Source organism: Allobosea sp. GW821-FHT10B12, assembly GCF_059415545.1.
Window position 1 is genome coordinate 147,325 of sequence record NZ_JBWKNL010000003.1, and the last position, 18,374, is coordinate 165,698.

Genomic DNA, 18,374 nt, shown 5'->3' on the forward strand with positions numbered 1-18,374 from the left:
GAATCAGTTTCCCAGCGCGTTGAATCAGTTCTGCAGCGGCGAGCGCGACAGCGGTCGCGGCACCGACTGGATGTCGAGCGGCGGCGGCAGCGGCGGCGCCTCGCCGCGCGGCCTGATGACATACGGATCGCCCGGGATGTAGGAGGGTGGCGCGCCCTGCAGGATCATCGGCCCGGGCCGGCCCTCGATCGCAGCGCGTATCGCCGCTTGCCGCGCTCGTTCTTCCGCTTCGGCCTTGCGCCGCTCGTCCTCGGCCTTGCGCACTTCTTCCTGCCGCCTTGCGATATCGAGCTTGCGTGCCTCCTCGACGATGCGGGCTTCTTCCAGCCTGCGGGCGATCTCGGCCCGGCGCGCCTCCTCGGCTTGCCTTGCTTCCTCGGCGCGCCGTGCGATCTCGGCCTTGCGGGCTTCTTCGGCGAGTCGCGCCTCTTCGGCCTTGCGCGCTGCCTCGGCCCTGCGGGCCTCTTCGGCGAGCCTGGCTTCCTCGGCCTTGCGCGCTTCTTCCGCCCGCTTCTCCTCGGCGATGCGGCGCTCCTCCTCGACCCTCAGGAATTCGGCGAGCTTGCGTTCGTTCTCGCGCGTCTCGCGCTCGGCCCGCAGGCGGCGGATATGCATCGCCCGCTCGCGCTGATCGGCCTCGAAGGCCTCGACCCGCTCGATCTCGCGCGCCAGCGCCCGCGCCGCCACGATATTGGAGAGCGCCCCGACATCGGTCTCGCGCCGCGGCGCGTCGAACGGCCCGCGCCAGGCGACGCCGACCTGCGGCAGCTGCTCCGGCCAACCCTTCGGCGCTGCTCCAAGCGGGCGCAGGTTGAGGCGCAGATCGGTGGTCATCGCCCGCCAGTCGACCAGCCCGGTCGCCTCGGCCCTGAGGCCGGCACGCTCGACCGAGACGGGCGAGACGCGCAGGACGCCCGCCGCCTGGGTGAAGGGGATGGTGACATCGCCCAGCGGCCAGCTCGCCTTCTCCAGCGCCTCGCCGATCCGGTCCTGCAGGCGTCCGGCCTCGCTTTCGGAAGCATCATCCCCCGTCGCAGCGATCACCTTGGAAATAGCGGTCGGGTCGAAACGGGCCATGCCGGCGCCGGACACGTTGATCGAGCCGGCGCCGCCGAGCGCCGCGATCAGGCGCGCCGGGCTCTCACCGGAGCCGCCCGCCTCGAAGCTGCCCGACAGCTTGCCGGTCAGCGCACCCTTGGTCAGCGCGGCGAGATCGAGCCCGGCGAGGCCGAGCTTGCCGGTGATCTGCGCCAGCCCGCCCTCGCGCCGGGCGGTAAGCCGCCCGCTGACTTCGCCGCCGGCATGGCTGCCACGGAGGTTGTCGAGGACGAGCCCGTCCGGCCCCGCCGCAAGGTCGAGCCGGGCCTTGGTCAGGGCAATGCGGTCGGTCAGGTCGAGCCGCTCGGCAGCGAGGGCGAGCCTGATCTCGCCGAGCCCCGTCGCGCCCTGGAAACGGCTCGGCGACCACTGACTGCCGGCGACCGGCTGAGCCTGTCCGATAACGGCGGTGAGCGCGGGCTGCAGTGCCAGATAGGGCAGATCGAGCCGACCGCCGATCCCGTTTTCGGCCGAGAAAGTCAGCACGCCGCGCGCCGCCTTGCCGCCGGCATTGACGACGAGGTCGTCGAGCCGCGCCTCGTCGCCGAAGCTGACTCGCCCGGAGGCATCGAGCACGCCGTCCGGAACCAGCCGCGCCAGCCCGTCCGGCAGGACCTGATCCGGCCCGTCGGCCTGCAGACTGAGCCGCGCCGCGTTTCCTGTTCCCTCCAGAACGAGCATCAGACCGGGGCCGGCGAGCGAGCCGACCGGCCCGCTCGCGCGGAAGCCGAGCGAAAGCTCGCCCGACCCGCCGCGTGCCGGGCGCGGCAGGCCGAAGGCGGCGAAGGCGCGGCGCCGGTCGTCGAGCGAGAGCTTCACATCGCCGCCGCTCCACTGCCCGGCAGCATCGAGCTTGCCGGTGAGCGAGAGCCGGCCGGCCTGGGCGGAGCCTTCCGCCACGACGCTGGTCTCGCCATTCGCAGCGCGCGCCAACTTGAAGCCGGCATCGATCCCGGCGAGCCCGTCCTCGATCCGCGGCAGCACGCGCCGGAAGCCCTCCGGCAGCAAGGGGCCGGCCAGCGCGGTCAGCGCGGCAAAGCGCGGCGCACGCACCCGCCCGGCTATCTCGCCACCGCCCGGCAGCAGCGCGCCCTCGCCCTCGACCTTGACGCCGCCGAAGCCGTCGACGGCAAGGCGACTGAGGCGCCAATCGCTGCCTTGCCGGGTCAGGGCGAGCCGGGCCGAGCCCGGCGGCGCCGAAAGGTAGCGCAGGCCGTTCAGGGTGAGATCGAGCGAAAGGTCGCGCCGGCCGGTAAGCGCATTCAGGCTGTCGCCCGGCGGCAGGGTCGCAAGGTCGAGCCCGTTCAGCGTCAGCTTGGCATCGAGCCGGCTCGGCGTGATTGCACCGGAGCCTTCCAGACGCGGGCCTGAGCCCGCCCGCGCGGTCATGCGGGTGATGGCGAGGCGCTCCTGGCTCCAGTCCAGCGTCGCTGTCCCATCGAGGCTGCGCAGGGCAGCGAAGCTGTCGGCCAGCCCGGCCTCGACGCCAAGCCGCGCCAGGGCCAGAGCTGCCCGGCGTGCATCGGGCGCCTTCGCCTCGACCGTACCGCGGAAGCCCTGCCCGTTGAGCGCGCCACGGGCATCGAGGACGGCATTGGCGATCTTGACCGAGGCGCTGCCTGCTTCGATCCCGTCGCCGTCGAGCTTGCCGCGCAGGGCAAAGCCGCTGAAATCCTCGCCGCGCCAGACGATCTGGTCGAGATCCAGCGAGAGATCGACCGGCCCGGGCAATGCCTGCAGGGCGCGCTGATAGCCCGGCCGCTGGGCCAGCGCTTCCGCCAGCATATCGGCATCGAGCCGGCGCGCCTTGAGCTGGACGCTGCCCTTGCTGTCGCTCGGATTGAACGAACCCTCGCCCTCGAGCCGCGCCGCGCCGCCCGCGATCTCGACGGCAAGACCGGAGAAATCGAGGCGCCGGCTGTTGCCGCTCACCCGCCCCGCCAGGCTGACGGCGCCGCCGGGCGCGATCGTGAAGCTGCCTTCGAGCCCCGGGCGGACACGCCCGTCCGCGCCTGCGAGAACCAGCGAGCCGTCGAAGCCGAATTGCGTCTGCTCTCCGGTGACCGAGGCCTTGGTCCGCAATCGCCCGTCGGCCTCGATCGCGCCGGTGGCGAAGCGCACGGACGAACCGGCGATCTCGCCCTCGACGCGCCAGGGCCCGTGCAGGCTGACGGCGGAGACATCGAGCGCGATCGGCGCCAGCGTCTGCGCTGCTCCGCCGGGCTCGCGCCAGATCAGGGCCGAGCGGCGGATCGCCAGGCGATCGATCGCCGTCTCGCTCGGCAGGCCCCCGCCCTGGCGGGCCGGCAGGGCGATGGCGCCGCTCTCGTCGGCGACGAGGCTCAGCGTCATCCCGTCGGCCTCGGCCTCGACCAGCCTGAACTCGCCGCGCGCCAATGGCGCCAAAGCGAGCTCGGCCGTCAGCGTCTCGATGGTTGCCCCGCCCGCCCCGGCTTCGCCGGAGCCGAGGCGCACCTGGCCGAGTGTCAATCGCGGCGACGGCAGCAGCCGCAGCCCGATCTCGCCGCCGACGCGCGTCTCCATCCCGAGCGCCGCACTGATGCGCTGCTCGAAATGGGGCCTGTACTCGCGCCAGTCGACGAAGCCCGGCCCCAGCAGCGCCGCCAGCAACGCCGCGACGAGCAGCCCGGCCAGTAAGGTCAGGGCCTCACGCACGCTCTTGCATCAATCCTCGAATGTCGACGGCACGATCATGCACGCAAGTCGCGGCAGGATCACGACATTCTTGCGAATGATCCCCGTCTGGAATGTCACAAGGCGATGATCTTGCCCGGATTGAGGATATTCTGCGGATCGAGCGCGCGCTTGATCAGGCGCATCACGTCGAGCGCGGCGGGGCTGTGCTCGATCGTGAGGTACTTCATCTTCTTCTGGCCGACGCCGTGCTCACCGGTGCAGGTGCCCTCCATGGCGAGCGCCCGCTTGACCAGCCGGTCGATGAAGGCCTCGCAGCGCGCGACCTCGTCGGGATCGGCGAGATCGACCAGCGGCTGCGTATGAAAATTGCCGTCGCCGACATGGCCGACGATCGGTGCGATCAGCCCGGACGCTTCGATGTCGCGCTTGGTCTCGTCGACGCATTCGGCCAGCCGCGAGATCGGCACGCAGACATCGGTCGCGACCGATTCCGCGCCGGGCCTGAGCGCGCGCGCCGCCCAGTAGGCGTCGTGACGCGCCTGCCACAGCTTCGAGCGGTCCTCCGGCCTGGTCGCCCAGTCGAACGGCCCGCCGCCGAACTCGGCCGCGATCTCACCGAAGCGTTCGGCCTGCTCCTTCACGCCCTCCTCGGAGCCGTGGAACTCGACGAACAGCATCGTCGTCTCCGGCAGGCCGAGCTTGGAATGCAGGTTGACGCCGCGCATCATCACGTCGTCGACCAGCTCGATCCGCGCCACCGGCAGGCCGGATTGGATCGTCATGATCGTCGCATCGCAGGCCGCCTTCACCGACGGGAACGGGCAGACGCCGGCCGACATCGCCTCGGGGATGCCGTGCAGCTTCAGCGTCACCTCGGTGATGATGCCGAGCGTGCCTTCCGAGCCGACGAGAAGGCGGGTGAGATCGTATCCGGCCGAGGATTTACGCGCCCGGCTCGCCGTCTTGACGATGGCGCCGTCGGCCATCACCGCGGTCAGCGCGATGACATTGTCCTTCATCGTGCCGTAGCGCACGGCATTGGTGCCGGAGGCGCGCGTCGCCGCCATGCCGCCGATCGAGGCGTCGGCGCCGGGATCGATCGGGAAGAACAGGCCCTGGTCGCGCAGATGCTCGTTCAGCTCCTTGCGGGTGACGCCGGCCTCGACCGTACAGTCGAGATCCTCCGCATGGACCGCGACGACCCGCTTCATCTGCGACATGTCGATGCAGACGCCGCCGAAGGGCGCGTTGACATGGCCTTCCAGCGAGGTGCCGGTGCCGAAGGCGATGACGGGAACCCCGTGCTTGACGCAGAGTTTCACGATGGAAGCCACCTCTTCGGTGCTCTGCGGATAGACGACCGCATCCGGCGGCTGGTTCGGAATCCAGGTCAGGGTGTGGCCATGCTGCTGCCGGACCGCCAGGCTGGTGACGAGCCGGTTGCCGAACAGCGCCGCCAGTTCCTGCGTCAATGCAGCGACGGCCTGCGGCGACGGCGGCAGCTCTGCGGCACGAGCAGGGGTGGCCTGAGGCACTGGAGTGGTAGAAGGCATTGTCATGGCTGGAGAACTTCGCCTAGTCTGGAATGGTTCGGCCTTAGGGTAGCGGCGTTTAGTGTTTTCACGCGCCATGCCCGCGCCGGCAAGAGCCGGCGGCGCAGAGCCGCCTACACACCGACGAGAGACGGACCGAAAGGAGGAGCCGATGCCGGACGAAATTCGCACGCCCGCTTTGTTTTTCGCTCCCTTCGTCTCGTCCCCGATGCGGGTCGAGCCGCAATGGATCGACTATAATGGCCATCTCAACATGGCCTATTACCATGTTCTGTTCGACCGTGCGGTCGACGAGGTGTTCTCGCTGGTCGGCCTGAACCAGGACTATGTCGAGAACCGTCACGCCTCGTTCTTCACTGCCGAATGCCATGTCCTCTACAAGCGCGAGCTGACGGACGGCGATCTTGTGCGCATCACCGCGCAACTGATCGCTTTCGACGACAAGCGGCTACACTACTATCTCGAGATGCGCCATGCCAGCGAAGGCTGGCTCGCCGCGACCTCCGAGAATCTCTCTTTGCATGTCGACATGACCAGTCGCAGGGTGACCTCCTTCCCGGCCGATATCCTCGCCAACCTCGCGATCATGAAGGCGGCGCATGCGCAGATGCCGCGCCCGGCCACGGTCGGCCGGATGATCGGCATGCCGCAGAAGAGCGCGATCACCCTCGGCGAGCCGGCGCAGGAAGCCGAGCGCGAGACGGAGACACGGCACTAGCCGGGTTCGCAGCTCTTCTAGCGCTGCGGATAGATGGTTTCGCCGCGCTTGAGCATCTCGACGAAGGCCGCGATCTTCTTCCGCCTCCCGGCCTCCGTCTTGAGATTGTGGACGCGAAACGCCAGCGCGAAGCGGTTCTGTGCGCTGAGCCTCGAAAGCATCTCCCGAGCCAGGGGCTCCGCGTCGATCGCAGCCTGGAGATCGTCGGGGATCTTCAGGTTTCGGCCGGCACCATAAGCGCGCTCCCAGCGCCCGTCGGCCTTGGCCGCATCGACTTGCACCAGGCCGTGGCTGGTCATGCGCCCCTCCGTGATCAGGCGGGCGACGTTGTCGACATTGATCTGGCTCCAGATGCTCTTGGCGGTCCTCGGCGTGTAGCGCTGCAAAAAGCTGCGCTCGTCGTGCCCCTTCTTGACGCCATCGATCCAGCCCCAGCAGAGCACGACGTCGATCGCCTCCTTGGGCGTGATCGACGGCAAGCCGGACGAGAGCTTGTGGATCTTGATCCAGACCTCGTCGGCACGGTCATGATGCTCGCCAAGCCACGTGTAGAAGCGCGCGGCATCCTCGAATTCCCGGACCTTGTCAGGGTTGACCACTACCGGCGCCATCGCTGCTCCAAAATTCTCGATCGGGCCAGAAGGCCGAACATCCCTCTAGCGCGGAAGTGCTTCGCTCGTGTCAGCACCGCGGCCGGACGGCTACTCGTCGCCGTCCGGTATCTTCAGCCGATGACCGCAGGCCTTGCAGTGCACCGCGTCAGGGTCATGGCGCTGCAGGGCGCATTCCGGACAGGGGAAGGTCACCTTGTGCGGCCGGAACACCGCCTGCGCCAGCCGCACGAACAGGGAGATGCCGGTGATCATCACCACGATCGAGGTCAGCTTGCCGGCGATCCCCGGCAGGGTGATGTCGCCGAAGCCGGTGGTCGTCACCGTGGTGACGGTGAAGTAGAGCGCCTCGACATAGCCCTCCAGCCCCGGCCGGCTCATGAAGAAGAAGGTGTAGACGAAGCCGGTGACGACGAAGAGGAAGGTCGCGAGGTTGATCAGCGCCCGCGCGACGTCCTCCCAGTCGCGATAGCGCGTGTCGCGCAACTGCGCCCAGATCAGCCCGCGCTGCGACAGCGACCAGAGCCGCAGGATGCGCAGGAAGCCGAAATTCTCCAGCCATTGCGGCGCCAGCAGGGTCGCCAGGATGAAGAGATCGAGCAGCATGGTCGGCTGGCGCAGCAGCCGCGGCATGTTCGACGAGGCGAGGAAACGCGCCGCGATCTCGGCGGCGACGATGATCGCGACCGCATAGTCGAGCCAGAGGAATTCCGGCCGGTCGCGCAGCATCGGCGTCGCGACGAAGAAGCCGATGATCAGGATATCGACGATCAGCGTTGCGAACTGGAAGCGCAATGCCGCCGGGGTGCGGCCATGGTAGAGCTGCCGAAGCCGGTCGCGCAGCCCGGAATGTCCACTGCTGCTGTCGTCAGGGTCGGCGGCGGCGCTCATCCCGCTGGCGTAGCAGCGCGGCGGCGACGGCGTCCAGCCCCGGCGCTCAGGCCGGCCTGATCGCGACCGCCTGGACGCTGTAGCCGCCGAACAGCCGCGTGGTGCCGCCGATGGTCCCGGTCTCGGCGCAGAGATCGGTCACGACCGCATCAAGGTCTTTGCGCGGCGTGACGTGGAACAGGGCGAGCCAGCGGTTCAGCACTGCCCTGAACGGCCCCGGCAGATGCGCCTGGTCGCCGAAATCGACGATGTGCAGCGCCCCGCCCGGCGCAACGACACCGAGTGCCTGCGCCAGCGCCTCGCGCCAGGGCGGGATCATCGAGAGCGCGTAGGAGATCACCACCCGCTCGAAGCCGGCACGACCGAACAGCGCCTGCGGGTCGAAATTCGTCGCATCGGCCTGCGCCAGCACGATCCGCTCGGAGAGCCCAGCCTTCGCCACCTGCTCGCGGGCGGTGCGCAGCATCTCCTCGGAGACATCGAGCCCATAGCAGCGCGCCTGCGGATAGCGCTGCGCGATCTTGATCAGGTTCCGGCCCGTGCCGCAGCCGATCTCCAGCACCGCGCCGCCCGGAGGCGGCTTCAGTTCGGCGATCAGCCCGTCCCGGCCAAGCAGGTAGAATTTGCGGGTGGCATCATAGATGTGCCGCTGGAAGCGGTACATCCGGTCCATCAGACCGGCGGCATTCGGCTCGCTGCTGGCAGCGATCACGCAGCTGCTCCACGGACATAGAGATGGAAGGCGCCGTAGATCGAGGAGCGGTCGCGGGCGCTGAGCTCGCGGCTGCGGGCCTCCTGATACTGCCATTGCGACAGGATCGCCTCCGGCACCCGGCCTGGCAGCAGTCGCTCGTCGGCGGCTGTGCGGAAGATCACGCGGGCGCCGGGCGCGGCACTCCGGGTGATCTGCGTCCACAGTGCCGTCAGATCAGCGTCGTTCATCCAGTCCTGCGCATCGAGCAGCACGAAGCCGTTGCAGCTCTCGGCCGGCTGCTTCTCGAGGAAGGCGGTGATCGCGCTCTGATGATAGGACACACGCCCAGCGCACGCTTTCACCGTCTCGAAATTACCGCGCTCCAGATAGGGCGGCACCGCCGCATCCGGTTCCGGCCCGTAGCCGCGGCCGAAGGCCTGCCAGGCGAAGTAATTTGTCTTGAGGTCGAAGCCGCAGGCGAGCCGCTCCAGCCGGTGGCGCAGCACCGCGCGAATGCCGGCGTCGCCATCGGCGGCGAGCGCCTTGTACTGCGCCGGCGGGATGCCGAGCCCGTAGAGCGAGGCCGGCTGGCGGACCAGCCAGCGCACCAGCTTCTTGTCGAAGACCGGCGCGAGATGGCGGTCGAACAGCGCCCGCTGCTCCTCCATCGTCTTGGCCTGCAGCATCACCCTGGGATCGCAGCCGAGCCGGCGCGCAAGGAAATGCCCGGTGCCGATGAAGCGGCCGAGCAGGCCGTAGCGGTAGAAATTGCGGGCGAAGAGCTCGATCCGGCGGCGCCCGGCGAGGTTGCGCCCTTCCCAGTAGGCGCGGCTGACCGCGTCGAGCCGCGGCGCGATCAGCTCGTCATAGGTCTCGACATTGGCCTTCGACTGCGCCTGTCCGAAGAAGCGGCGGAAGACCGCGTGATCGTCGATCTCGGCAAGCGCCGCGAGCTTGAGATGGCCGAGCGCGATATGGGCGCCGTTGAGGTCGATCGCGCTGATCTTCGCCGGATCGGCGGTGAGATAGGACAGGATGTTGCAGGAGCCCGAGGCGATCGCGACGAGATGGTCGCTGGGCTGCAACGCCAGCGCTTCCATGTCGACGACCGGGTCCTCCCAGATCTGCGGATAGACCAGGCCGGAGAAGGCGAGCGTGAACATCCGCTCCAGCATGCCGGCACGCGAGAGCGGCTTGCTGCGATGGACGGCGGTGGTCAGGCCGAGGTTCGTGGTGCGCTTCACCGCGCGGATCGTCTGCGTCACGAGACCCCTCGTTTCCGCCCATTGCGATGGCGAGCCGACTAGAGGAGTCGCGTGACGGTTGGGTGACGCGCCGGGCGCCCGGAGAAGAGACCGGTCATCGCCGAACGCGAACGTGAAACAGGCGGCGTTGCGCGGGGCTGAAATCAGGAAGACAAATCCCCATATCTCGCGCGACAATCAAACAAGAGCGCACGGAAAGGAGCCTCGCATGGGCCTGATGGACATGTTCGCCAAAACGGGAAAGCCCGCAGAGCGTGAATTCCCCTTCCAGCTCAGCGACGCCGAATGGCGCCAGAAGCTGACCCCGGAGCAGTACCAGGTGCTGCGCGGCCACGGCACCGAGCGGGCCGGCTCCTGCGCGCTCAATTTCGAGAAACGCGCCGGCACCTTCTCCTGCGCCGGCTGTGGCCAGCCTCTGTTCAGGTCGCACAAGAAATTCGAGAGCGGCACCGGCTGGCCGAGCTTCGACCAGCCGCTGGAAGGCGCGGTCGAGGAGAGCGAGGACTACAGCTACGGCATGCACCGGGTCGAGGTGCACTGCGCCAATTGCGGCGGCCATCTCGGCCACGTCTTCCCCGACGGCCCGCCCCCGACCGGCCTGCGCTACTGCATCAACGGCGTGGCGATGGATTTCGCGCCGGAAGCGGGGTGAACGAACGTCTCCCTCGGGAATGAGGCGCGAAGAACCCCTCTCCTGCAAGGAGAGGGGCAGGGGTGAGGTGTTCGGAGCGAAAACGTTGGCCTGAACCTGACCGCGCGGTCAGCGCTCGCGGAACTGGTCGCAGGGCCTACACCTCACCCTACCCTCTCCTTCCAGGAGAGGGTTCCCCGCGCTATCCGATAGCTCGCTCCGCCATCATCCTGTAGCCTCACCGCAGCTGATGCCGGAGCGCGAGGATGCGGCCGCCGATCGATACCGAGCTGCTCAAGACCTTCGTCACGATCGTCGAGACGCAGAGCTTCACCCGCACCGGCGACCGGCTGCACCGGACCCAGCCGGCGATCAGCATGCAGATCAGGCGGCTGGAGGAGGCGCTCGGCAAGGAGGTCTTCGACCGGACGAAACGCCAGATCCAGCTGACGCGGGAAGGCGAGGTCCTGCTCCATTATGCCAGGCGCATCCTCTCGCTCAGCGACGAGGCCATGAACCGCATCGACCAGGCCGGCCTGTCGGGGATCGTCCGCATCGGCACCTCCGATGACTACGCCAACATCCTGCTGCCCGAGATCCTGGAGCGCTTCTCGCGGACGCATGCCGGTGTTCAGGTTGATGTGATCTGCGACAACGGCGCCGCCATCGAAGGCAAGCTGAAGGATGGACTCATCGATCTCGCGCTCGTCGCCTGCCGCGGCACCGTGCCGGAGCAGGAGCTGATCCGGACGGAAGAGCTGGTCTGGATCGCGGCGACACCATCCCAGGCAAAGAGCCGCCCCCTCCCATTGGCCGTCTTTCCCGAAGGCTGCGTCTGCCGGGCGACGATGGCGGAAGCTCTCGACGCGACCGGATGCGACTGGCGGGTCGCCTTCAGCAGCGACAATATCGGCGCGATCCATGCCGCAGTCCGCTCCGGCCTGGGGGTAAGCGCCGTTGAGCACAGCCTCGTCCCGGCGGGAGTACGGATTCTGGATCGGGCCGAGGGCCTACCCCTACTCGCCCCCGTGCATCTCTGCCTCAAGCTCAACCGGGACAGTGCTTCGACAGTCCTGGATGCGCTCGCCGACGAGATTCGGATCGGCCTCGCGCCGGCACCTCTCCGATACCAACCGCAAGTCCATTCTCACGTCTGAGGCGCAGCCTCCCGCCTGGGCTCGCGCGGCACCACCGCAATCGCGCTCAGGATGATGAGCGCGAGTCCGGCATAAACCCAACGATCCGGCGCGTCGCCGAAGACGAGGAAACCGAGGATCGTGGCGGTGATCACCTCCGCATAGGTGAACGGTGCGAGCAGGCTCGCCTCGGCCCGCTCGAAGGCCTTGATGATCAGGAAATGCGCGCTTGCCGCGACGCAGCCGGTCGCCATCAGCTGCAGCCATTGGATTGCGTTCGGCGATTGCCAGACCGGGATGACCGCGATGCTGGACAGGACGCAGCCGATGAGCCCGGTCTGATAGACCGAGACGATCGCCGGAATCTTAGTCTCGACCACCCGCGTCAGCAGCAGGAAGACGGCATAGCCCATGCCGGCGCCAAGACCGATCAGATAGCTCCACTGCCAGGTCTCGGCGCTCGGCCTGATCGCCAGGACGATGCCGAGGAAGCCGACGGAGATCGCCAGCCATTGCAGCGGCGCGACCTTCTCCTTGAAGATGAGGAGTGCCAGCAGGGTCAGGAGGAAGGGCTCGACGAACCACAGCGTCAGCGCCGTGGTCAGCGGCATATGATGGATCGCGACATAGAACAGCGCGACCGCGAGAAAGAGCGCCGCGCTCCGGGCGGTCAGCGTCCAGGACACGGTCGGCAGCAGCAGCCTAGGGCCGTGTCGCACCGCGCTATAGAGACCGGTCGCCAGGCAGTGGAAGAAGAAGCGCGCCCAGATCACCTGCAGCACAGGCAATGATGCGGAGAGATATTTCGCGAGCGTATCGGAGATCGGCAGGATCTGAAGCGCGATCACGAGCAGGAAGATGCCGGTCAGTTGCCGCTTGTCCATTTCCGAATGCCTCGCATGGCACGCGGAAAAGGCTCGCAGAATCCCAGATGCGAGAGAAATCCGTAGTTTGGATGCCAGGATCAGCGACGCTTATAGAGGCGCTCCATCGTGACCGAATATCCCGCTATCGCGCCGGATGCGGCTTAAGGGCGCTGCGCCAGAGCAGGCCCAACACCCTGCGAAGTGAATATGTGACAAGAACGAGAAGAGCACAGCCTGAGCCCAGCCCCGTAAGAAAGGCGGCCGTACTCATTGGAATGAGGGCTGCCTGGAAAAGTGCGACGAAGAGCGCCGCAACGACCCCAGCGGTAGCGGCAAGGCCGAGCGCGACCCTGGCCAGGATCATGAACGTTCCACGGCGGCGCGAAATCAGCGCGGCGCGGATGAGAATGATCCCAAGTGCGAGCCCAGCTCCGGGAACGCTCATGAAGAAAAGAATCCAATAGCGCTCGCGGATCAGGCTGAGCTCCGCGGCCAACCATTGCTGATAGGTGGCGTCATCAACCGTGAAGCCCCAATGGTCTTCCCCGTCTTCCGCCTGCCAGATGTTTTGATCGAGCTCCAGTGATGGCGAGTTCTTGTCGGGAACAATCAACCCGTTGGCCCTGAAGGTGGCCGGGTCGATTTTGAGAACCTGATCGCGCGCGTGATCGTAGCCCGTGCACACGCGATCTTTGCAGATCAGCGACATCGGTCCACCGCGCTGGCTTCGGCCAAGCAAGGCTCCGCTCTGATCCACGATGATGAGGCGTTCCGGATCTGCCAGAAAAATCCCATCGCCATGCAAGCGGCGAACTTCGCCCGCGCGGCCATCGGGCAATAAAATCGCTTCGGCCCTGGTGACATAAGGGGAGTGTGCCAGGACAGGCCCAACTCCGACGAACAGCGAGGTAAGGAAAACCGCGCGCAGAAGCCTTCTCACCTCCAATGTCTCCCTGACCTCATCTCGCTCGGCTCAACGAATCCTGCCGCCGTCCACCGAGTTTATATCAGCTCCGGCACCGCCCTTCGCGCCAGCGTCGCCGCATCCACCGCCAGCGGCAGGTCGCCGAAATGGCCGGACCAGTGCCCGCCGAGCCGCGTCGCGACGAAGGCGTCGGCGACCGCATGCGGTGCATGACGGATCAGCAGCGCGCCCTGCAGCATCAGCGCCAGTCGCTCGGTCAGCAGGCGCGCCTGGCCCTCATGGCGGATGAGCTCATGCAGATCTGTGTCGAGCGCCTGCAGCGCCGCGTCATAGCGCCGGTCCTGCCCGGAGACCGCATGGAACTCGGCGCGCAACGCCTGCAGCGAGCCCGGCTCGCGCTCGAGCGAACGCAGCACGTCGAGGCAGATGACGTTGCCCGAACCCTCCCAGACCGAGTTGAGCGGCGCCTCGCGATAATGCCGCGCCGTCGGATTCTCCTCGATGAAGCCGTTGCCGCCATGGCATTCCAGCGCCTCGACCACGACTGCCGGCGTGCGCTTCGCCACCCAGTATTTCGCCAATGGCGCGCCGATCCGCGCCAGCAGCTTCTCGCTCTCCGAGCCCTCTTGCCGGTCGACCGCAGCGAAGAGGCGAAAGGCGAGCCAGGCGGCCGCTTCCGCCTCGATCGCGAGGTCGGCGAGGACGTTCTGCATGATCGGCTGGTCGATCAGCAGGCGCTGGAAGGCGGTGCGATGCTGGGCGTGATGGCCGGCGAGCATCACCGCCTGCCGCATCAAACCGGCCGAGGCCGCGGCAATGTCGAGCCGCGTGTTGTGGTTCATCGACAAGCCGGTGCGCAGGCCCCGGCCGGGATCGCCGAGCATATGGCCGATGGCGCCGCGGAACTCGACCTCGGAGGAGGCGTTCGAGCGGTTGCCGCATTTGTCCTTGAGGCGCTGGATCGCGATGCCGTTGCGCTCGCCATCCGGCCGCCAGCCCGGCACGACGAAGCAGGAGATGCCCTCCTCATGGCGCGCCAGCGTCAGGAAGACGTCGGAATGCGGCACCGAGAAGAACCATTTGCTGCCGTGCAGCGAATAGGTGCCGTCGCGATTGTCATAGGCGATGGTCTGGGTCTGCCGCAGGTCCGAACCGCCCTGCGTCTCGGTCATCGCCATGCCGACGGTCGCGCCGGTCTTGCCCGCAGCCGGGCCTTGCGTCTTGTCGTAGGCCTTCGACGAGATCAGCGCCCCCCATTGCGCCCAGAGCGCCCGGTCCTGCTTCAGCACCGGAATGGCCGAATAGGTCATCGAGATCGGGCAGCAGATGCCGCTCTCGCAGCCATACCAGAGATATTGCAGGGCGGCCCGCGCCACCTGCGCGCCCGGTCCCGGCCGGTTCCAGGCGAGCGCATGCGTCTCCTGGCCGATGGCGCGGGCCATCAGCGCGTGCCAGGCCGGATGGAACTCGATCTGGTCGATCCGGTTGCCGAAGCGGTCATGGCTGCGCAGCTCCGGCCCATGCCGGTTGGCGAGCCGCGCCATCTCGATCGTCTCGGCCGCTCCGACCGTCCGCCCGGCATCGTGCAGTCGCTCATCGGCCCAGCTCGCATCGAAGGCCGCGATGGCCGCCTTCAGCACGGGATCGGCGGCATAGGCGTCGTAATCGGCCAGCGGTGGCACCTGATTGGTGACGTGGTGGGCGTGCGATGCCTGGGCCATGGGCTTCCCTTCCGATCCGCGAACCGCCCCGTCATTAACCAGCAGACTATGCCGGCGTCCGGAAATTGCGAACCTGCCCGATTGCCGCCCGAGTTCACACGGCACTTCGCCCGGCGCGCCGCGATCGGCGCGGGCCTATGGAGAGCCTTCACGTGCTGCGAAGTGTCCTGAGTACCCTGGTCATCACGCTTGCCGCCGGCTTCGGCCTTGTCGCCGTTCCGGCAAACGCTCAACCCCAATCGGCCGTAAAGATGCAACCCGGCGAAGGCCGCCCTTACGAGGTCGCCGACAGCGAGGTCTGGGATGTGCCCGATCCGGTCTCGCGCCGCTTCTATCAGGTCTTCGTCGCCCTGCCGCCTTCCTACGCCAAGGAGCCGCAGCGCAAATATCCGGTGCTCTACGTCACCGATGCCGACTACGCCTTCCCGATCATCCGCCAGATCAGCCGCCGCCTGAATATCGAGGGCCCCAAGCTCGAGGAGTTCATCCTGGTCGGCCTGTCCTATGCCAAGGGTGAAGACGGCGCGGTCAGCCGCCGCCGCGACTACACCCCGACACCGAACGGGCCGAGCACCGCACCATCAGGCGCTGTTCATGGCCAGGGACAGGCCTACCAGACCTATCTGCGCGATCAGGTGAAGCCGTTCATTGCCGCCCGCTACCGCACCGATCCGGCGAGAGCGCTCTTTCTAGGGCACTCCTACGGGTCGTTGCTCGGCGCGCAGATCCTCTTCACCGAGCCAGGCCTGTTCAGCGGCTACATCCTCGGCAGCCCATCGCTCTGGTACGACAAGCGCCACACCCTGGGCCTGGAGGCGAGCTATGCCGCCAGGAACCGCGACCTGCCGGCCAGGATCTTCCTCTATGTCGGCGAGTACGAGGCGCTGCGCAAAGGCGACCTGCGCTACAGCCAGAGCGTCGACATGGTCGCCGACAACCGGACCCTGGAAGAAGCCTTGCGCGGCCGGAAGTACCCGAACCTCAGCCTGAAATCCGTCGTCCTCAACGACGAGGACCACCTCACCGTCGCCCCACGCGGCTTCACCCAGGGCCTGCGATATCTCCTGCCAGCGCGTTGATGCAGCCGGGTTTACGATGAGCCGCTCGCCGTCGCGGAAAACCCTCCGCAACGGCGAGCAATCCACATCGCCTGCCCCTATATTGACCGTGAACGAATCACGATCATGCAAGCCGGGCCCAAGCCAAGCCAGTGTCAGACCACACCACCTCCGCCCCCCTGCCCCGCCCCGGCGGCCTCGCATCGCGCGCGGCGGCGCAGCCGGCGGCCGGCTATCTGCAGGGGCTCAATCCGGAGCAGCGCCTGGCGGTCGAGGCGACCGACGGCCCCGTGCTGGTGCTGGCCGGCGCCGGCACCGGCAAGACCCGCGTCCTCACCACCCGCATCGCCCATCTGATCGCGACGGGCCGCGCTTTTCCCTCGCAGATCCTCTCGGTGACCTTCACCAACAAGGCGGCGCGCGAGATGAAGGAGCGCGTCGCTCATCTCGTCGGCCCGGTCGCCGAGGGCATGCCCTGGCTCGGCACCTTCCACTCGATCTCGGCCAAGCTCTTGCGCCGCCATGCCGAGCTGGTCGATCTGCGCTCCGATTTCACCATCCTCGACACCGACGACCAGATCCGCCTGATGAAGCAGGTGATCCAGGCCGAAGGGATCGACGAGAAGCGCTGGCCCGGCCGCATGCTGGCCGGCTTCATCGACAGCTGGAAGAACCGCGGCCTCGCGCCCAAGGACGTGCCACCCGGCGAATCCGGCGTCTTCGCCAGCGGCAAGGGCGGGAAGCTCTACGCCGCCTATCAGGACCGGCTGAAGACGCTGAACGCCGTCGATTTCGGCGACCTGCTGCTGCATTGCCTGACGCTGTTCCGCGAGCATCCGGAACTGCTCGCGAGCTATCACGAGCGCCTCCGCTACATCCTCGTCGACGAGTACCAGGACACCAACGTCGCCCAGTATCTCTGGCTGCGCCTGCTCGCTCAGGGCCGGCGCAACATCGCCTGCGTCGGTGACGACGACCAGTCGATCTATGGCTGGCGCGGCGCCGAGGTCGACAACATCCTGCGCTTCGAGCACGATTTCCCGGGTGCGACCGTGGTCCGGCTCGAACGCAATTACCGCTCGACCGGCCATATCCTCGCGACCGCCTCCAAGCTGATCGCCCGCAATGAGGGCCGCCTCGGCAAGACCCTGCGCACCGAGGACGAGGCCGGCGAGAAGGTTACCATCACCGGCGCCTGGGACAGCCAGGAAGAGGCGCGCCTGATCTCGGACGAGGTCGAGGCGATGCAGTCCAAGGGCGAGAACCTGGCCGAGGTCGCGATCCTGGTCCGCATCTCCGCGCAGATGCGCGAGATCGAGGAACGCTTTGTCCATGTCGGCGTGCCCTATCGCGTCATCGGCGGCCCGCGCTTCTATGAGCGCGCCGAGATCCGCGACGCGATGGCCTATCTGCGCTGCGTGGTGAGCCCCACTGACGACCTCGCCTTTGAGCGCATCGTCAACGTGCCCAAGCGCGGCCTGGGCGATGCCACCATCCAGATCCTGCACAATTACGCCCGCGCCGCGCAGATTTCGCTGCTGCAGGCGGCGCGCGTCGTGGTCGAGAGCGACGAGCTCAAGCCCAAGGCCCGCACGACCTTGCGCGAGCTGGTCGAGGCCTTTGCCCGCTGGTCCGGGCGCGCCGAGAGCATGCCGCAGGGCGAGCTCGCCGAGCTTGTGCTGGAAGAGAGCGGCTACACCGAGATGTGGCAGAAGGACCGCTCGGCCGACGCCGCCGGGCGCCTTGAAAACCTCAAGGAGCTGGTCCGCTCGCTCGACGAGTTCCCCGATCTGCCGGCCTTCCTCGAGCACGTCTCGCTGGTGATGGACGCCGATAGCGGCGATGGCGGCGCCCGCGTCTCGATCATGACGCTGCATGCCGCCAAGGGGCTGGAATTCGACACCGTCTTCCTACCCGGCTGGGAGGAAGGCCTCTTCCCGAGCCAGCGCGCCCTCGACGAGAACGGCCGCGCCGGGCTGGAGGAGGAGCGCCGCCTAGCCCATGTCGGCCTGACCCGCGCCCGCAAGCGGCTGAAGCTCTTCTTCGCCTCGAACCGCCGCATCCACGGCCTCTGGCAGTCGAGCCTGCCCTCGCGCTTCATCGACGAATTGCCGGAGGACCATGTCGAAGTCGTCCAGGCGCCCACGGCCTACAGCCAGGGCGGCTACGGCGCCTCGCGCTTCGAGCGCATGGAGAGCTTCGGCTCCTCCTACCAGACGCCGGGCTGGCAGCGTGCCCAGGAGAACAAGGCCAAGTTCAATTCCGGCGGCGGCTCGGGTTTCTCCGACGCCGGCCAGCGCGGTTTTGGCTCGGGTGCGGGCCGCCAGCGTGGCCCGATGCTGATCGAGGGCGAGCTGACGGCAAAATCGACGGGAAGCTCCGCCTTCGACCCCGGCGCCCGTGTCTTCCACGTCAAGTTCGGCCCCGGTTCAGTCGCCAGCGTCGACGGCAACAAGCTGACCGTCGATTTCGACAAGGCCGGTAGGAAAATGGTGCTGGATAGCTTCGTGCAGAAGGCGGGGTAGGTTCAGGCTCCGCGATTCTCCGAG

At 67.5% G+C, this 18,374-nt stretch carries 14 protein-coding genes; 5 read left to right on the plus strand and 9 right to left on the minus strand.

Annotation, left to right across the window (positions count from 1 at the left end):
- Positions 1 to 24 precede the first annotated feature (24 nt).
- On the minus strand, positions 25 to 3,774 hold the full coding sequence (locus AC07O0_RS10520) for an AsmA family protein (RefSeq protein ID WP_494622685.1): 3,750 nt from the start codon (positions 3,772 to 3,774) through the stop codon (positions 25 to 27).
- Positions 3,775 to 3,869: 95 nt separating this feature from the next.
- A complete protein-coding gene (locus AC07O0_RS10525; protein ID WP_494622687.1) occupies positions 3,870 to 5,315 on the minus strand; it encodes an FAD-binding oxidoreductase in 1,446 nt (481 codons plus the stop codon).
- Positions 5,316 to 5,460: 145 nt separating this feature from the next.
- Between AC07O0_RS10525 and AC07O0_RS10530 the strand changes: the two genes are divergently transcribed.
- Complete coding sequence (locus AC07O0_RS10530; protein WP_494622689.1) at positions 5,461 to 6,027, plus strand: thioesterase family protein; 567 nt, start codon at positions 5,461 to 5,463, stop codon at positions 6,025 to 6,027.
- A 17-nt stretch (positions 6,028 to 6,044) separates the two neighbouring features.
- On the opposite strand, the gene AC07O0_RS10535 is transcribed toward AC07O0_RS10530, so the two are convergent.
- From AC07O0_RS10535 to AC07O0_RS10550, 4 genes are all read right to left on the minus strand, one after another.
- Positions 6,045 to 6,638: a YdeI/OmpD-associated family protein gene (locus AC07O0_RS10535; RefSeq protein WP_494622691.1), complete on the minus strand. Its 594-nt coding sequence runs from the start codon at positions 6,636 to 6,638 to the stop codon at positions 6,045 to 6,047.
- A gap of 90 nt (positions 6,639 to 6,728) precedes the next feature.
- Positions 6,729 to 7,529, minus strand: coding sequence for an ion channel (locus tag AC07O0_RS10540; RefSeq protein ID WP_494622693.1), 801 nt, complete (start codon positions 7,527 to 7,529; stop codon positions 6,729 to 6,731).
- A gap of 46 nt (positions 7,530 to 7,575) precedes the next feature.
- Positions 7,576 to 8,193, minus strand: a complete 618-nt coding sequence (locus AC07O0_RS10545) for a class I SAM-dependent methyltransferase (RefSeq protein WP_494624173.1) — start codon at positions 8,191 to 8,193, stop codon at positions 7,576 to 7,578.
- A 44-nt stretch (positions 8,194 to 8,237) separates the two neighbouring features.
- Complete coding sequence (locus tag AC07O0_RS10550; protein ID WP_494622695.1) at positions 8,238 to 9,488, minus strand: BtaA family protein; 1,251 nt, start codon at positions 9,486 to 9,488, stop codon at positions 8,238 to 8,240.
- A 217-nt stretch (positions 9,489 to 9,705) separates the two neighbouring features.
- On the opposite strand from AC07O0_RS10550, the gene msrB reads away from it, so the two are divergent.
- Positions 9,706 to 10,140 carry a peptide-methionine (R)-S-oxide reductase MsrB gene (gene msrB / locus AC07O0_RS10555; RefSeq protein WP_326876151.1) on the plus strand — a complete coding sequence of 145 codons (435 nt, stop codon included), beginning with the start codon at positions 9,706 to 9,708 and terminating at the stop codon, positions 10,138 to 10,140.
- 245 nt (positions 10,141 to 10,385) lie between these two features.
- Complete coding sequence (locus AC07O0_RS10560; RefSeq protein ID WP_494622697.1) at positions 10,386 to 11,276, plus strand: LysR substrate-binding domain-containing protein; 891 nt, start codon at positions 10,386 to 10,388, stop codon at positions 11,274 to 11,276.
- Here the strand turns inward: AC07O0_RS10560 and AC07O0_RS10565 are convergent.
- The 3 genes from AC07O0_RS10565 to AC07O0_RS10575 all read right to left on the minus strand — a co-directional run bounded on the left by AC07O0_RS10565 (position 11,267) and on the right by AC07O0_RS10575 (position 14,767).
- Positions 11,267 to 12,139, minus strand: a complete 873-nt coding sequence (locus tag AC07O0_RS10565; protein WP_494622699.1) for a DMT family transporter — start codon at positions 12,137 to 12,139, stop codon at positions 11,267 to 11,269. The genes AC07O0_RS10560 and AC07O0_RS10565 overlap by 10 nt on opposite strands.
- Before the next feature lie 124 nt (positions 12,140 to 12,263).
- The gene (locus AC07O0_RS10570; RefSeq protein ID WP_494622701.1) at positions 12,264 to 13,061 is read right to left on the minus strand and encodes a hypothetical protein; all 798 of its coding nucleotides are present in this window, start codon (positions 13,059 to 13,061) and stop codon (positions 12,264 to 12,266) included.
- Positions 13,062 to 13,123: 62 nt separating this feature from the next.
- Entirely contained in the window at positions 13,124 to 14,767 is a 1,644-nt protein-coding gene (locus tag AC07O0_RS10575) for an acyl-CoA dehydrogenase family protein (protein ID WP_494622703.1), read from the minus strand.
- Positions 14,768 to 14,919: 152 nt separating this feature from the next.
- Here AC07O0_RS10575 and AC07O0_RS10580 point away from each other — a divergent pair, with 152 nt between their 5' ends.
- On the plus strand, positions 14,920 to 15,846 hold the full coding sequence (locus AC07O0_RS10580; protein ID WP_494622705.1) for an alpha/beta hydrolase: 927 nt from the start codon (positions 14,920 to 14,922) through the stop codon (positions 15,844 to 15,846).
- 131 nt (positions 15,847 to 15,977) lie between these two features.
- A complete protein-coding gene (locus AC07O0_RS10585; protein ID WP_494622707.1) occupies positions 15,978 to 18,350 on the plus strand; it encodes a UvrD-helicase domain-containing protein in 2,373 nt (790 codons plus the stop codon).
- Positions 18,351 to 18,374 lie beyond the last annotated feature (24 nt).

What these genes read in the sequence shown, in the direction of transcription:
- AC07O0_RS10525 (WP_494622687.1), bottom strand. Translation starts at nt 5,315, where the DNA reads ATGACAATGCCTTCTACCACTCCAGTGCCTCAGGCCACCCCTGCTCGT.
- AC07O0_RS10530 (WP_494622689.1), top strand. Translation starts at nt 5,461, where the DNA reads ATGCCGGACGAAATTCGCACGCCCGCTTTGTTTTTCGCTCCCTTCGTC.
- AC07O0_RS10535 (WP_494622691.1), bottom strand. Translation starts at nt 6,638, where the DNA reads ATGGCGCCGGTAGTGGTCAACCCTGACAAGGTCCGGGAATTCGAGGAT.
- AC07O0_RS10540 (WP_494622693.1), bottom strand. Translation starts at nt 7,529, where the DNA reads ATGAGCGCCGCCGCCGACCCTGACGACAGCAGCAGTGGACATTCCGGG.
- AC07O0_RS10545 (WP_494624173.1), bottom strand. Translation starts at nt 8,193, where the DNA reads ATGTACCGCTTCCAGCGGCACATCTATGATGCCACCCGCAAATTCTAC.
- msrB (WP_326876151.1), top strand. Translation starts at nt 9,706, where the DNA reads ATGGACATGTTCGCCAAAACGGGAAAGCCCGCAGAGCGTGAATTCCCC.
- AC07O0_RS10560 (WP_494622697.1), top strand. Translation starts at nt 10,386, where the DNA reads ATGCGGCCGCCGATCGATACCGAGCTGCTCAAGACCTTCGTCACGATC.
- AC07O0_RS10565 (WP_494622699.1), bottom strand. Translation starts at nt 12,139, where the DNA reads ATGGACAAGCGGCAACTGACCGGCATCTTCCTGCTCGTGATCGCGCTT.
- AC07O0_RS10575 (WP_494622703.1), bottom strand. Translation starts at nt 14,767, where the DNA reads ATGGCCCAGGCATCGCACGCCCACCACGTCACCAATCAGGTGCCACCG.